At 68.7% G+C, this 14,419-nt stretch carries 13 protein-coding genes; 8 read left to right on the top strand and 5 right to left on the bottom strand.

The genetic code is table 11. The features are described 5' to 3' along the window. Positions 1-2: 2 nt before the first annotated feature. On the bottom strand, positions 3-1,022 hold the full coding sequence (locus OUY22_RS02910) for a LacI family DNA-binding transcriptional regulator (RefSeq protein ID WP_270153126.1): 1,020 nt from the start codon (positions 1,020-1,022) through the stop codon (positions 3-5). Positions 1,023-1,359: 337 nt separating this feature from the next. Here OUY22_RS02910 and OUY22_RS02905 point away from each other — a divergent pair, with 337 nt between their 5' ends. The 6 genes from OUY22_RS02905 (at position 1,360) to OUY22_RS02880 (ending at position 9,259) form a co-directional block, all read left to right on the top strand. Continuing rightward, the gene (locus OUY22_RS02905) at positions 1,360-3,120 is read left to right on the top strand and encodes an ABC transporter substrate-binding protein (protein WP_270153125.1); all 1,761 of its coding nucleotides are present in this window, start codon (positions 1,360-1,362) and stop codon (positions 3,118-3,120) included. A 65-nt stretch (positions 3,121-3,185) separates the two neighbouring features. After that, positions 3,186-4,181 carry an ABC transporter permease gene (locus tag OUY22_RS02900; protein WP_270153124.1) on the top strand — a complete coding sequence of 332 codons (996 nt, stop codon included), beginning with the start codon at positions 3,186-3,188 and terminating at the stop codon, positions 4,179-4,181. After that, entirely contained in the window at positions 4,178-5,062 is an 885-nt protein-coding gene (locus tag OUY22_RS02895) for an ABC transporter permease (RefSeq protein WP_270153123.1), read from the top strand. The genes OUY22_RS02900 and OUY22_RS02895 overlap by 4 nt, the downstream gene beginning before the upstream one ends. Continuing rightward, the gene (locus tag OUY22_RS02890; protein ID WP_270153122.1) at positions 5,059-6,000 is read left to right on the top strand and encodes an ABC transporter ATP-binding protein; all 942 of its coding nucleotides are present in this window, start codon (positions 5,059-5,061) and stop codon (positions 5,998-6,000) included. The genes OUY22_RS02895 and OUY22_RS02890 overlap by 4 nt, the downstream gene beginning before the upstream one ends. Further along, the gene (locus tag OUY22_RS02885) at positions 6,000-6,890 is read left to right on the top strand and encodes an ATP-binding cassette domain-containing protein (RefSeq protein WP_270153121.1); all 891 of its coding nucleotides are present in this window, start codon (positions 6,000-6,002) and stop codon (positions 6,888-6,890) included. Before OUY22_RS02890 ends, OUY22_RS02885 begins: the two co-directional genes overlap by 1 nt. Beyond that, positions 6,887-9,259, top strand: coding sequence for a glycoside hydrolase family 2 protein (locus OUY22_RS02880; RefSeq protein WP_270153120.1), 2,373 nt, complete (start codon positions 6,887-6,889; stop codon positions 9,257-9,259). Before OUY22_RS02885 ends, OUY22_RS02880 begins: the two co-directional genes overlap by 4 nt. Here OUY22_RS02880 and OUY22_RS02875 read toward each other — a convergent pair. Both OUY22_RS02875 and OUY22_RS02870 read right to left on the bottom strand, forming a co-directional pair. Then, positions 9,224-9,742, bottom strand: coding sequence for a hypothetical protein (locus OUY22_RS02875; RefSeq protein ID WP_270153119.1), 519 nt, complete (start codon positions 9,740-9,742; stop codon positions 9,224-9,226). The two genes, OUY22_RS02880 and OUY22_RS02875, sit on opposite strands and share 36 nt — an antisense overlap. A gap of 75 nt (positions 9,743-9,817) precedes the next feature. Then, positions 9,818-10,003, bottom strand: a complete 186-nt coding sequence (locus tag OUY22_RS02870; RefSeq protein WP_270153118.1) for a hypothetical protein — start codon at positions 10,001-10,003, stop codon at positions 9,818-9,820. Positions 10,004-10,392: 389 nt separating this feature from the next. On the opposite strand from OUY22_RS02870, the gene OUY22_RS02865 reads away from it, so the two are divergent. Continuing rightward, on the top strand, positions 10,393-10,944 hold the full coding sequence (locus tag OUY22_RS02865; RefSeq protein ID WP_270153117.1) for a hypothetical protein: 552 nt from the start codon (positions 10,393-10,395) through the stop codon (positions 10,942-10,944). A 497-nt stretch (positions 10,945-11,441) separates the two neighbouring features. On the opposite strand, the gene OUY22_RS02860 is transcribed toward OUY22_RS02865, so the two are convergent. Together OUY22_RS02860 and OUY22_RS02855 are read right to left on the bottom strand one after the other, a co-directional pair. Then, complete coding sequence (locus OUY22_RS02860) at positions 11,442-12,182, bottom strand: PP2C family protein-serine/threonine phosphatase (protein ID WP_270153116.1); 741 nt, start codon at positions 12,180-12,182, stop codon at positions 11,442-11,444. Positions 12,183-12,188: 6 nt separating this feature from the next. Next, positions 12,189-13,013, bottom strand: a complete 825-nt coding sequence (locus tag OUY22_RS02855; protein ID WP_270153115.1) for a GntR family transcriptional regulator — start codon at positions 13,011-13,013, stop codon at positions 12,189-12,191. A gap of 726 nt (positions 13,014-13,739) precedes the next feature. Between OUY22_RS02855 and OUY22_RS02850 the strand changes: the two genes are divergently transcribed. Further along, positions 13,740-14,189: an ATP-binding protein gene (locus OUY22_RS02850; RefSeq protein WP_270153114.1), complete on the top strand. Its 450-nt coding sequence runs from the start codon at positions 13,740-13,742 to the stop codon at positions 14,187-14,189. Positions 14,190-14,419 lie beyond the last annotated feature (230 nt).

The raw sequence follows: 14,419 nt of genomic DNA, 5'->3' as shown, positions 1-14,419 counted from the left end.
GCTCAGGAATCCGGGGGAGGGGCGGTGCTGCCGCGGGGGACGAGGCGGGGCGCCTGGTCCTGGACGGCCGCCACCGCCTCTCCCGCGATCAGCCCCAGCAGCGCGCGGGCGGCGTGCGCCCCGTACGCCGGGATGTCCCTGGTGAGGGCGCTGAGCGCGGGCCGGACGACCTGGGAGAGCGGCGAGTCGTCCCAGGCCACCACGGACAGGTCGGCCGGCACCCGCAGCCGCAACTCGTCGGCCGCCGACATGCCCGCGACCGCCATGATGTCGTTGTCGTAGACGATCGCGGTGGGGCGGGTGGGGGCGCTCATCAGCCGCCGGGTGGCGCGGGCGCCCTCCTCGCCGGTGTAGTCGGTGTGCAGGATCGTGTGCCGGTCGAGCCCGAGCTCCCGGCACGCGGCGGTGAACGCCCGGTCGCGCAGCACGGTGTGGACCAGGCCGGGCAGCCCGGCGACGCGGGCGACGCGCCGGTGGCCGAGGGCGTGGAGGTACTCGACGGTCTCGCGGATGGCGGCGGCGTCGTCGGACCAGACGGGGGTGAGCGCGCCGGCCTCCGAAGGGTGGCCGACGACGACGGCGGGCATGCCGAGCTCGTCCAGCGCCGTGACGCGGGGGTCGGAGAAGCGCAGGTCGACGAGGATGGCGCCGTCGACCCGGCCCTCGCCCCACCAGCGGCGGTAGATCTCGGTCTCCTGCTCGGGGCTGGTGACGACCTGGAGCATGAGCGCGTAGGAGCGGGCCGACAGCTCGGTCTCGATGCCGCTGATCAGCTCCATGAAGAACGGCTCGACGCCGAGGATGCGGGCGGGCCTGCACAGGGTGAGGCCGACGGAGCGGGCGCGGGCGCCGTTGAGCGCGCGGGCGGCGCTGTTGGGCCGCCAGCCGATCTCCTCGGCGATGGCCTTGATCGCCGCGCGTTTCGCCGGTGACACGCCGGGGCGGTCGTTGAGCGCGTAGGAGACGGCCACCTTGGACACCCCCGCCCTGCGGGCGATGTCGGCGATCGTCGGTCGCTTCAACGCCGAGCCCCCTGTGGTGAACCGGTTAGCCATTCGTGCAGTCGCACCTTACTACCGGCAGGAGCGGCACGCACCTGCGCATCCGGCTATGGGAGCGCTCCCTCGACTTAACCGGGTTTCCAAAAGCCGCATCTCAAACTCGTCACGGCCCTTGACTCGGTCGTCACGCCGATTTTACCTTCGCGGTACTTATCCGGTTCAGCGACAAGCTGCCCGCGCCATTTCGGGAGCGCTCCCATGACGCGTGGCGGCTCTGCGGCGGCGTAGGTCCCGGGCCGCCGACCTCGGGGGTTGGACTCACGCGACCCTCCGCCTCGGCGGGGGAAGGAGAACTCTGATGCAGACCCGGGCGCGAATCCTGATACCGCTCCTCGCGGCGGGCACGCTCGCAGCCGCCTGTACCGGTGGCGGCGGCACCGCCGCACCGACACCCCAGACCTCCCAGACGGGCAGCGCGCCCGCGGCGGGCGGCGACGCCGGAGCGCTGCCCCGCAACGAGACGCTGTACACGACCGGCGTCCAGTGGGGCCCGCCCGCCAACTTCAACCCGATCCGCGAGTGGGACTCCGCCACCGGCACCAAGGGCCTGGTGTACGAGACGCTCTTCCACTACGACCCCGCCCAGGCCAAGCTCGTGCCCTGGATCGCCGAGAGCGGCTCCTGGACGGACGACAAGACGTACGAGGTCAAGGTCCGCCAGGGCGTCACCTGGGCCGACGGCAAGCCGCTGACGGCCAAGGACGTGGCGTTCTCCTACAGCCTCGGCAAGATGGAGACGATCCCGTTCCACAACATCTGGGACTGGCTGGAGAAGGTGGAGGCGGTCGACGACCAGACGGTCCGCTTCACCTTCTCCGAGGCCAACTACCAGGAGTGGGACTTCAACCTCTACAGCCGCTCGATCGTCCCCGAGCACCTGTGGGCCGGCCGCTCCGAGGAGGACGTGCTCAACGGCGTCAACGAGAACCCCGTCGGCAGCGGCGCCTACAAGTTCCAGAGCCACGACCAGGACCGCGTGGTGCTGGTCAGGCGCGACGACTGGTGGGGCAAGACCGCGCTCGGCATGGAGCCCAAGCCCCGCTACATCGTGGACGTGGCCACCCCCAGCAACGAGGTCGCCATGGGCATGCTGCTGCAGAAGGGCCTGGACCTCAGCAACAACTTCCTGCCGGGCGTGGCCAACCTGATCGACGGCAACTTCGGCATCACCTCGTACTACGACAAGCCGCCGTACATGCTGTCGGCCAACACGGCCTGGATGGTGCCCAACACCACCAAGAAGCCGATGAACGACCCGGCCTTCCGCAAGGCGCTGGCCGCCTCGGTGGACGTCAAGAAGATCGTCGAAGGCGTCTACGGCAACCTGGTCCAGGCGGCCGACCCGACCGGCCTGCTGCCGCAGTGGGACCAGTTCGTCGACCAGGGCGTGGTGAGCTCCGACGGGTTCTCCTTCAGCACCGACGAGGCCAAGAAGATGCTCGCCGACGCCGGCTACCGCGACCGTGACGGCGACGGGCTGGTGGAGAACAAGGACGGCTCGAAGATCAACCTGACCATCGAGGTGCCGACCGGCTGGACCGACTGGATGGAGGCGGCCCGGGTCATCTCCGCCAGCGCCAAGGCGGCCGGCATCGAGGTCACCCCGGAGTTCCCCGACTTCAACGCGCTGGTGGCCAAGCGCGGCAAGGGCGACTTCGACCTGCTCATCAACAACGAGCGCCAGCTGTCCAGCAGCCCGTGGACCTACTACGACTACATCTTCCAGCTCCCCATCAGGAAGGTGCAGAACACCGTCAACTACGGGCGTTACGAGAACAAGGAGGCCTGGGGGCTGGTCCAGCAGCTCAACCGGGTCAAGACGGACGACATCGAGGGCATGAAGGAGATCACCTCCAAGCTCCAGAAGATCCACATGGACGAGATGCCGATCATTCCGCTCTGGTACAACGGCCTGTGGGCCCAGTCCAGCAACACCACCTGGAAGAACTGGCCCTCCGCGGCGGACGGAGCTCCCAAGCACGCGCCCGCGATGTGGCGCAACTGGTTCGAGCTCGGCGGCTTCGAGATGCTGACGCAGCTCCAGCCGGCGGCCGGCTGACCTGACACGTCGCCGCCCCCTCCGCCTGCCCGTTCAGGCGGAGGGGGCCCCAGTGGGGAGATCTCGTGCGCCAATACTTCGGCAGGAAACTGTTCATCTACGGCCTGACCTTCGTGGCCGCCGTCACGGTCAACTGGGTGATCCCGCGCTTCATGCCCGGCGACCCCGTCTCGAGCATGCTGGCCAGGGCCCGGGTCTCGCAGCCCGAGGCCGTCGAGACGATGCGGGCCTATTACACCAACCTCTTCGGCTTCGACGAGCCGATCTGGCAGCAGTACCTGAACTTCTGGGCCGCGATGTTCCGGGGCGACTTCGGGCTCAGCATCTACGTGTTCCCGACGCCGGTGGCCGACGTGATCCTGGGCGCGGTCCCGTACACGCTGGGGTTGATGATCCCGGCGGTGCTGCTCAGCTACTGGGTGGGCAACCGGTTCGGCGCGTTCGCCGCGCGCAGGAAGCTGCTGGACAACACCGTGCTGCCGGTGGGCTACGTGCTCACCGCGACCCCGTACATGTGGCTGGCCGTGCTGCTGGCCTGGGGGCTCGGCGTGGTGGCCGGGTGGTTCCCGGTGGCCGGCGGCTACAGCTTCTCGCTCACGCCGAGCTGGTCCTGGACGTTCTTCCAGGATCTGCTGCACCACTGGGCGCTGCCGTTCCTGTCGCTGTTCCTGGTGGCGCTGGGCGGGTGGGCGATCGGCATGCGCAACATGATCATTTATGAGCTGGAGTCGGACTACTCCACCTACCTGGCGGCGCTCGGCGCGCCGGCCAGGCTGATCCGCCGCTACGCCTACCGCAACGCGATCCTGCCCCAGATCACCGGCCTGGCGCTGCAGCTCGGCGTGCTGGTCGCGGGCGCGCTCGTCACCGAGATCGTCTTCTCCTATCCGGGGATCGGCAGCCTGATCCTCAAGGCGATCCAGAACCAGGACTTCTTCCTGCTCCAGGGCTCGTTCATGTTCATCGTGATCGGGGTGCTGGTGGCCAACTTCATCATCGACATCGTGTACGTGCTGATCGACCCGCGCACGCGCACCGGGATGGCGGGAGCACAGGCTTGACCGCGACGACGGCACTGCCCACCGAGGAGCGCGTGGTGCGCCGCGAGGCGCTCCACTTCGCCGTACGGAACCCGAAGCTGGTCATCGGCTTCTCCATCGTGCTCGTGCTCGCACTGGTCGCCCTGTTCGGGCCGGTCATCTGGAGCGTGGCCGCGCCCAACGAGTACGTGGCCCTGCCGATGCTGCCGCCCTCGTCGGAGCACTGGTTCGGGACGACCATGCAGGGCCAGGACGTCTTCACCCAGTTCGTGTACGGGCTGCGGACCACGTTCCTGGCCGGGGCGATCGGCGGCGGGATCGCCGCGGTGATCGCGATGGTGGTCGGGTTCACCGCCGGCTACCGGGGCGGGATGGTGGACGAGGTGCTCAGCATGCTCACCAACATCGTGCTGGTCATCCCGACCCTGGCCGTGCTGCTGATCATCAACGCCTACCTCGGCATCCGCAGCGTCGGCATGCAGGCGCTGCTCATCGGCCTCACCTCCTGGCCGTGGGCGGCGCGGGCGATCCGGGCGCAGACGTTCTCGCTGCGGTCCAGGGACTTCGTCGACCTGGCCCGGCTGAGCGGGGTCGGCACGCCCAGGATCATCGCCAGGGAGATCGCGCCGAACATGAGCAGCTACCTGTTCATGACGTTCATCCTGCTGTTCGGCAGCTCGGTGCTGATCGCCGCCTCGCTCGACTTCATCGGGCTCGGGCCCACGGAGGGCGTCTCGCTCGGGCTGATGCTGCAGAACGCGACCCAGTGGAGCGCGCTCCAGCTCGGCCTGTGGTGGTGGTTCGTGCCGCCGGGAGCGGCCATCACCGCCGTCGTCGGCGCCCTGTACGTGGCGAACGTCGGCCTCGACGAGGTCTTCAACCCGAAACTGAGGGAGACATGAGTCTGCGGGTCAGTGACCTGAGGGTGCACTACAGGACCCTCAGAGGCGATGTGAAGGCGCTCGACGGGGTCTCCTTCACCATGGACGACGGCGAGATACTCGGCCTCGCGGGCGAGTCCGGCTGCGGCAAGACCACGCTGGGCAAGAGCCTCATCCGCATGGACGGCCGGATGCGGCACGTCGGCGGGACCGTCGAACTGGACGGCCGCGAGCTGCCGATCGGCGACGACCGGGCGATGAACGCCTTCCGCTTCCACGAGATCTCGCTCATCCCGCAGTACTCGATGAGCGCGATGAACCCGACCCGCCGCATCGGCAAGATGGTGGGCGAACTGCTCCGCTCGCGCGGCGTGCCGCTCGACAGGAAGGAGCTGGAGAGCCGGATCGGCCTGGTGGGACTGCCGCGCGAGGTGCTCGACCGCTACCCGATCGAGCTGTCCGGCGGCCAGAAGCAGCGCATGGTGATGGTCATCTCCACGCTGCTCGACCCGGCCCTGCTGATCGCCGACGAGGTCACCTCGGCGCTGGACGTGTCCACCCAGAAGGCGGTGGCCAGGGCGCTGCTCGGGTTCCGTGACGGCGGCTACGTCAAGAGCATGCTCTTCATCACCCACGACCTGGCGCTGACCTCGCACATCGCCGACACGATCATGGTGATGTACGCGGGCAAACTGGCGGAGAAGGCGCCCGCGGAGAAGCTGATCAAAGCGCCGAGGCACCCGTACACGAGACTGCTGATCAACTCGCTGCCGGAGATCGGCGTCCGCCACGCCGACCGCAAGCTGACCGGCATCCCCGGCAGCCCGCCGTCGCTGCTCGACCCGCCCAGCGGCTGCCGCTTCCGCGACCGCTGCCCGCTGGCCGGCGACGAGTGCGCCGAGGAGCCGCCGGTGACAGAGATCGAGCCCAACCACTTCGCCGCGTGCTGGAAGGTCTGATGCTGAAAGTCGAGAACGTCACCAAGGTCTACAAGGTCGGGACCTTCGGCGGGCGGACGCTGACGGCCGTCGACGCGGTGAGCTTCGAGGTGCGGGCCGGCGAGGTCGTCTCCCTCATCGGGGAGAGCGGCAGCGGGAAGAGCACGATCGGCAAGATGATCCTCGGGCTGATCCCGATGACCGGCGGCTCGATCACCGTGGACGGCGTGCCCGTCAAGCCCGGCAAGGAGTACTACCGGACCGTCCAGGGCGTCTTCCAGGACCCGTTCAGCTGCTACAACCCGGTCTTCAAGGCCGACCGAGTGTTCCAGATGATCAAGGACAGCTATTATCCGTCGGTCCCCGGCCGGGAGTGGACCGAGCGGGTCCACGCGGCGATCGAGGACGTGCGGCTCAACCCGCGCGAGGTCCTCGGCAAGTTCCCGCACCAGCTCAGCGGCGGCCAGCTGCAGCGCCTGCTGATCGCCAGGGCGCTGCTGCTCGACCTGAAGCTGCTCATCGCCGACGAGATCACCAGCATGCTCGACGCCTCCACCCGCATCGACGTGCTCAACCTGCTCGCCGAGCTCAAGGGCCGCGGACTGAGCGTGCTGTACGTGACGCACGACCTGTCGCTCGGCCACTACCTGGCCGAGCGCACGGTGGTGCTGCGCGACGGCGCGGTCGTCGAGATGGGGCCGACGCACCAGGTGTTCGACAACCCGCTGCACCCCTACACCAGGCAGCTCCTGTCGTCCGTGCCCCGGCTGCACGCCCCCTGGGAGGACGCCGCGCCCGTGGAGACCTGCCCGTACCACGAGCGCGGCGCGACCGGCGGCCTGGCCGAGGCCGAACCCGGCCACTTCGTGGCCTGCGCCAGACTCGACGAGTGCCGGGGAGAACCCACGTGAGCTCGTACCGGCGGCTGCACGACGGCTGGGTCCTGTCGGCGGCCTCGGGGGACGCGCCGCCCCCGGTACCCGCTACGGTGCCCGGCTGCGTGCACACCGACCTGCTCGCCGCCGGTCTCATCGACGACCCGTACCTGGACGACAACGAGAACCGGCTGGGCTGGATCGGCCGCACCGCGTGGACGTACACCACCGAGTTCTCCTGGTCGCCCGACGAGCACGAGCGCACCGACCTGGTGTGCGACGGACTGGACACGGTGGCGGAGATCACCCTCAACGGGGTGCGCGTCGCCGCCACCGCCAACCAGCACCGCTCCTACCGGTTCCCGGTGCGCCACCTGCTGAGCGAAGGGGCCAACACGCTCACCGTCGTCTTCGGCTCGGCGCTGGAGTACGCGGAGGAGCGGAGGGCCGCGCTCGGGTTCCGCCCCGGCGCTTACGAGGCGCCGTACGCGTTCATCCGCAAGATGGCCTGCAACTTCGGCTGGGACTGGGGGCCCGCCCTGGTCACCGCCGGGATCTGGCGGCCGATCGGGCTGGAGAGCTGGACCGGCGCCCGCCTGGCCTCGGTCCGCCCGCTCACCACCGTCGCCGCCGACGGCTCCGGCCGGGTGGACGTGCACGTCAGCGTCGAGCGCGCCACCGAGGCGCCGCTCACCCTGACCGCCTCGGTGGCCGGGGTCACGGCGCAGGTGCGGCTCGCCGCCGGTCAGCGTTCGGCCGTCGTGCCGCTGGCCGTGCCCTCGCCGCGGCTGTGGTGGCCTCGCGGGTACGGGGAGCAGCACCGCTACGAGTTGACCGTGCGCCTCGGGGAGTCGTCGTGGACCGGGAAGATCGGGTTCCGTTCCGTCGAACTGGACGAGGACGCGTTCCGGCTGACCGTCAACGGGACGCCCGTGTTCGTGCGCGGCGTCAACTGGATCCCCGACGACTGCTTCCCCTCCCGGGTGACCCGCTCCCGGCTCGCCGAGCGGTTCGGGCAGGCCGTCGGCGCGGGCGTCAACCTGCTGCGCGTATGGGGCGGGGGCCTGTACGAGAGCGAGGACTTCTACGACCTGGCCGACGAGCTCGGGCTGCTGGTGTGGCAGGACTTCCCGTTCGCCTGCGCCGCCTACCCGGAGGAGGAGCCGTTCCGTTCGGAGGTGGCCGCCGAGGCGCGCGAGCACGTGACCCGGCTCTGCGCCCATCCCAGCCTGGTGCTGTGGTGCGGCAACAACGAGAACCTGGAGGGGTACGCCGACTGGGGCTGGCAGGACAAGCTGGAGGGCCGGAGCTGGGGCGGCGGCCTCTACCACGATCTGCTGCCGTCGATCGTGGCCGAGCTGGACCCGACCCGCCCGTACATCCCCGGCAGCCCCTTCTCCGCCGACCCCGCCGCCGCGCCGCTGGACCCGTCGAGCGGCACCATCCACATCTGGGACGTGTGGAACCGCGAGGACTACCGCCACTACGCCACCTACACGCCCCGGTTCGTGGCCGAGTTCGGCTTCCAGGGGCCGCCCGCGTACGCCACGCTCCACCGCGCCGTCTCCGGCGAACTGGCCGCCGACGCCCCGCTGGTGCTGCACCACCAGAAGGCCGACGACGGCAACGGCAAACTGCTGCGCGGCCTCGGCGACCACCTGCCCGCGCCGGACTCGTTCGACGACTGGCACTACCTGACCCAGCTCAACCAGGCCCGCGCGATCACCTTCGCCATCGAGCGGTTCCGCGCGCTCATGCCGTACTGCATGGGCACGATCGTCTGGCAGCTCAACGACTGCTGGCCGGTCACCTCGTGGGCCGCCGTAGACGGCGACGGCAGGCGCAAACCCCTGTGGTACGCGCTGCGCCGCCTCTACGCCGACCGTCTCCTCACCGTCCAGGGCGACTCGGTGGCCGTGGTCAACGACTCGGGCACGGCATGGCGGGGCTCGCTGCTCGTGACCCGGCTCGACCTGGACGGCAGGCCGCTGGCCAAGGACGTCCTGGAAGTCTCGGCCGAACCCCGGTCGGTGGCGCGGGTGCCGCTCCCGCCTTCTGTCGCCACCCCCGGCGACCCCTCCCGCGAACTCCTCTCGGTCCGCCTGGGCGACGAACGCACCCTGTCCTTCTTCGCCGAGGACCCGGCCGTGGCCTTCCCTCCGGCGGCCTACGACATTTCCGTTGATCGGGTGACCGGCGGCTACCGGGTGACAGTCACCGCCCGCACGATCCTGCGCGACCTGGTCCTCTTCCCCGACCGCCTGGACTCGGCGGCCTCGGTGGACACCATGCTGGTCACCCTCCTGCCGGGTGAGACCGCCACCTTCCACATCACCACCAGCGCAGATCTCGACCTGGCGGTGCTCACCTCACCCCCGGTGCTCCGCTGCGTCAACGAGTCCTGACTCCTCCGGACGCCGGAACCCGGTCAACACCAGCACCGCCGCGAGCAGGTAGCAGACCTGGTCAGGCCCCCACCCTTCGGCGACCTGGGCGACCCACTCGAAGCTGGGCACCTGGACCGCAGGATCGATGACGGGGGCCGGCGCGACCACCGCGACCGCCACCAGCCCCCAGGCGACCCGCCGCCCCACCGCCTCAGGGCCACCCCCTCGCAGCCAGGCGAGCAATCCGGCCACCACGAGCACCGACGGGAGCGCCCACCTCAGGGATATCTCCATGAGCGTGTCCAGATCGGTGAGCAGCGGTGTCAGCACCGGCGTCCCGGGGAAGTCCGCGGGCGGGCGGACCAGGCCGTAGATCACGGTCAGGCCCGGCTTGTCGTCCAGTGGGTGCAGCTCTCTCCACACCTCCCACCGCCACCAGGAAGGGAGAAAAGCAGCGAAGGCGGCCGCCGACCAGGCGGCGACGCGGGGTAACGCGGACATGGCGGACACGATACGGCCAAAGCGCTCACGCCGGCACCACCGCTGCCACGCTGACTGCGAGGCTGGATAGAGGGCTTACGGCACGGCGGTGCCAGAGTGGCCGGATGCCTGGCGAGGTGCCCAGCAGCGGGTCGTGCAGCATCCGCCCGTCTCGGACTGGAGCATGGCCACCAGGGTGGTGCCCATGGTCGCGGCGTCCGGGTCGATCTCGATCCTGTCGCGCAGCGCCAGACTCGCGGAGTGGGTCGCCTGCCCGAGCACGTCATGCGGCGGCTACCGGGCGAGACCGCCACCTTCCGCATCATCTTCGCCGCGGCCCTGAACCCGTCGGCCCTCATCACGCAACCGGTCCCCCGCTGCGTCAACGAGGCACACGGCGGAGCCCGGCGGTACCGCCCTCTGAACGACATGCCATATTCCTTGATTTTGCGCACTTGAATAAAAAGGGAGTTCGCCGAAGGCGGGATGCGCGCCGCCCACTATTGCTGGTGACTGTGGATCGGGTGACGGGAGAGAACTCCTGATGACCGAACGACACAGCTTAACAGAATTCATCGAGGAGAAGACTTCCCGAAACTCTGGCAAGCGTCGATAGTAAGGGGGTGCCAATCTTCGGCTGTCGATTCCTGGGGACAGGAGGAAGGAACTTCATGGCCAATTACGATGAGGTCAAGGCATGGCTTGATTCCGATGCGCAAACATTGGACAGGCTCGCGCAGGCCGGCGAAGGACTCAAAGCTCTCTTCAGCGAGGGCGAGTGGGATGAGAGCGTAATCGGCGTCATCCACAACTATCCCAACGGTCTGCACGACTGGCGTGATCGCCTGTCCCGCGTGCGTGCGGAAGTGGAAAAACGAGGGCTGCCCCCAGAGAAAAGCCCGTTGGAGAAGCTCGAAGACACACTGATCCGACTGGCTGCCGACCAGGAAGAGGTCTCGAGGAGTCTGGCGGCCACTCATGAAGAGATCGCGAAGAACCTTGCGACCCTTCACGAACACACGATGCGCGCCATGAGCACTCAGGCAAGTGCAATACAGGAAACTCTGAAGGGCTTCCGCGAGTTTACTGCGCCGAGCCAGGAAACCGCTCCCTCCGCCAAGTCCGAGGAATATCTCGACCCTCTTCCTGAGCAACCTTCGGCCCCACCTGCTGAACAGCCGGCAGACGATCCGCCAGAGAACTCGAGCTTTTGGAAAAATTAGGTCACTCTGCCGTTTCTTGTTTCGACGGGGTTGAGACACGGACGCGCTCGATGTTCTCGATTGTCAGGTCCTAGCGCCTTGGCGACGAGCGCACCCGGTTCTTCTTCGCCGAGGACCCGGCCGTGGCCTTCCCTCCGGCGGCCTACGACGCGGCGGTGGACACGGTGGATGGCGGCTACCGCGTCACGGTCACCGCCTGGGCGATCCTGCGTGACGTGGCGCTCTTCCCTGACCGGCTGGACCTCGCCGCCTCGGTGGACACCATGCTGGTCACCCTCCTGTCGGGGGAGAGCGCCACCTTCCACATCGCCTCGGACGCCGCCCTGGACCGTCAGCGCTCACCTCGTCCCCGGCTTCCGCTGCGTCAACGAGGCGCGCGAGAACGCGTCATGACCGAGGCCGAACGCACCTGTCGCGAGGACGAGCAGGTGATCATCAACCTCGGCCCGGTCACCGCCGCCCCGAACTCCGCGACGCCGACCGGCTGTCTCACGCGGTCAGCACGAGGCTGTCTCCACCACCGGATCGTCGTCGTCGCTGCGTACGTCTATGACGACCACAGTGATGTTGTCCGGCCCGCCACTCTCCAGAGCCAGCGCGACCAGCCGCTCGGCCGCGTCGCCCGGATCAGTGGTCGAGTCCAGGACAGCCCGCATGACCCCGGTGGGCACGACGCCGCTCAAGCCGTCCGAGCACAGCACATACCGATCTCCCGAGTGGAGCTGTCGCCGGCTCAGGTCGGGGGAGCGCCCGTCGGCGCGGCCGTCGAGAAATCGTGCGATCTTCTCGGACAGATTGGGCACGTCGGCCGCGTCCGCCACCAGATTGCCGTAGGTGTGATCTTCGCTGATCTGGGTCAGGTCGCCATCTCGCAGCAGGTATGCCCGCGAGTCGCCGATGTTGGCCACGACCGCGGTCGTCCCGGACCAGAGCATGGCCACCAGGGTGGTGCCCATGGTCGCGGCGTCCGGGTCGATCGCGATCCTGTCGCGCAGCGCCAGACTCGCGGCGTGGATCGCGTGTCCGAGCACGTCAGGGAGATCCGGCGGCGAGTGCACGCGGTCATACGGTTTCAGGGTGTCGATCACCGTGGAGCTGGCCACGTCGCCGGCCGCGTGCCCGCCGAGGCCGTCGGCGACCGCGAACAGGTGGTGACCCGCGTAAACGGCGTCCTCGTTGTGGCGGCGTACGAGTCCGATGTGTGTGCGGGCGGACGCTTCAACGGTGAGGCGGCTCATGGGCGTTCACCTGCCGGTCTCGACCTGGTCGGGGCTTGGGATGTCGGGCCAGGGGGATCGCGCGGACTCGTCTCGATGCAGCACGTGCACGGTTTCCACCCGATCGCCGGCGACGATGTACTCGGTGACCTCGATCGGTTTGCCGTCCGCTCCGGATGTGCCTACGCGCACGATCTCCAGGACGGGCAGGCTGATCGGGATCTCCAGCAGGCGCGCCTCGTCGGGGGTCGGGGTGCGTGCCCGGTGGAACTCGGTCCAACTGATCGGCCAGTGGCCGGCCTTCTCCAGCAGGTACAGCCAGTGGCCTGGGCCGGGGTCCTCGGACGCCGTCTCGGGGGCGTCGGCCACTCCCCGCGGATGTATCCACGAGATGTTGATCTGAAAGGGCGGCTCGGACTCGGGCCCGGTGACCCGGAACCGGCGCATGACGGGTGTGTCCGGTTCGACGCCCAGCAGCTTGGCGATCCTCGGGTCGGTCAGTGGTTCGTGGCCTGCCAAGGGGGTGATGTGGTGCTTCCACTTCTCCTGGCCGGAGGCCGAGGGGAAGGAGTAACCGGCGCTGGGCGTGGCCCTGTTGCGCTTCACCAGGTTCCCGCGCGGTCTGCGAAGGCGCATCATCCCGTGCCGGACGATGATGCCCCGGCCCTGCACGGCCCACAACACGCCTTGGGACTCCAGCGCCGCGATGGCTCGACCGATGGTGTCGCGATTCGCGCCGTACTCGGCCGCGAGATCGTTGAGTCGGGGAAGGCGGGAGCCCGGCTCCCATTCGCCGGCCTCAACCCTGCGCCTGATCTCCGCTGCGATGTCCAGATAGCGCGAGTGCTGCATGCTACTCCCTTTCCGAGATTGTCCCCGACCAATCCTTGACACGGCTCCCTCTCGCGTTCACCATGGTCCCAGACAAGCCAAGGATTGTCCCCGGACATTTCGTCGTACAAGGAGACAGTAGACACAACCAGCACGCCAAATTGCGCCAACCGCCCGACATGCGGCTCCGCTACCAGCGGCACCTTTGCCTGCCCCCACCTCGGCAACCCGCAGCGCCTCCGTACCAGACCCCCGATGGGGACCCCGGCCCTGGCCGCCGGACCGGCAGAAACGCAGGCGGTCAACGCGCGCGCTGTCCTCCAGGTGGCCGACGGGGTGGCCGGGCGGGCTACTTCGGTGGGGTCGTCATGGGTCTTGCGCCCGTGTGCAGTTTGGTTTGGCGCAGTGGTCGGGCTGGATCGGCTTCGCGCACGAAGGGCGGTTGGATCAAATGCGACGCAAACGGAGAGAGAACATTCTGGAACGTTCCATGCCGACTCGTGAGCAGGTGCAGTTCCATTACCTGACGCAGCTCGCATGGGGCCTGGCGAGGCGTGGGCTGGCTGTTTCGGTGCAGCTGCCGAGGCGTGACGAGCCGTGCGTCACAGTCCGGCGAGCGTCGGGGCCGTTGCTCGTACGGGCTTCTCTGCGGGGCGAGAGGTGGGTGTTCTCGTGGGGACGAGGCCGTGATCGGTGGGTGGAGGTGCGGGACGAGAACGCGTTCGAACGGGTGTGGGAGGTGGCGCAGTGAGCGAGCGGACTCTGGTGGAGCTGACGATTCCAGGGAGCGCGGCGTGGGTCTGCCTGGTTCGCCGCTGGGTGGCTGACGCTCTGATGGTGGCCGGGCATCGCGATGTGGACGGTGCCCGGCTTGTCGCGAGTGAGCTGGCAGGGAACGCCGTGCTGCATACCGCGTCAGGGCGGCCGGGCGGGCTGGTGAGGGTGAAGGTCTTCGGGGTTACCGACGTGCTGGCCAGGATCGAGGTGATCGATGAGGGTGCGGCGACGGTTCCTCGTTCTCGCCGGCCGGGTGACGATGAGTGCGGTGGTCGTGGTCTGTGGCTGGTTGAGCAGACCGCGATCAGGTGGGGGACCCGGTCCGTGCCGCGGCGCTGGAACCTGGCCTGGGCCGAGGTCTCCACGCTGGGTGTGCTCCCGACGTCTGAGTTCGAGGGTGCGGAAGAGTTCCTCAGGTGACTCCTGACTTGCCCGGAACGCGACCTGCTCCGGCTATGGGGCGGCTCGTGTCACCGGGCCGAAGTCGCCGCTGATGGGCTTGCGGGCCTCGGCGTAATGTGCAGGGTCGGCCTTGATTCTGGCGGTGGCTCGCCAGCCCGCGACGACCTCGCGGGTGGTGGCATCGACGTCGAGCTCGGCCGCGTCGGAGAGTGCTTCGACCAGTTCCAGGGTGAAGGCTCCATATCAGA

This window comes from Nonomuraea corallina, from assembly GCF_027620315.1.
GTDB lineage: Bacteria > Actinomycetota > Actinomycetes > Streptosporangiales > Streptosporangiaceae > Nonomuraea > Nonomuraea corallina.
Note: the sequence above shows the minus strand (reverse complement) of the source record. Positions and strands in the feature narration are given on the sequence as shown.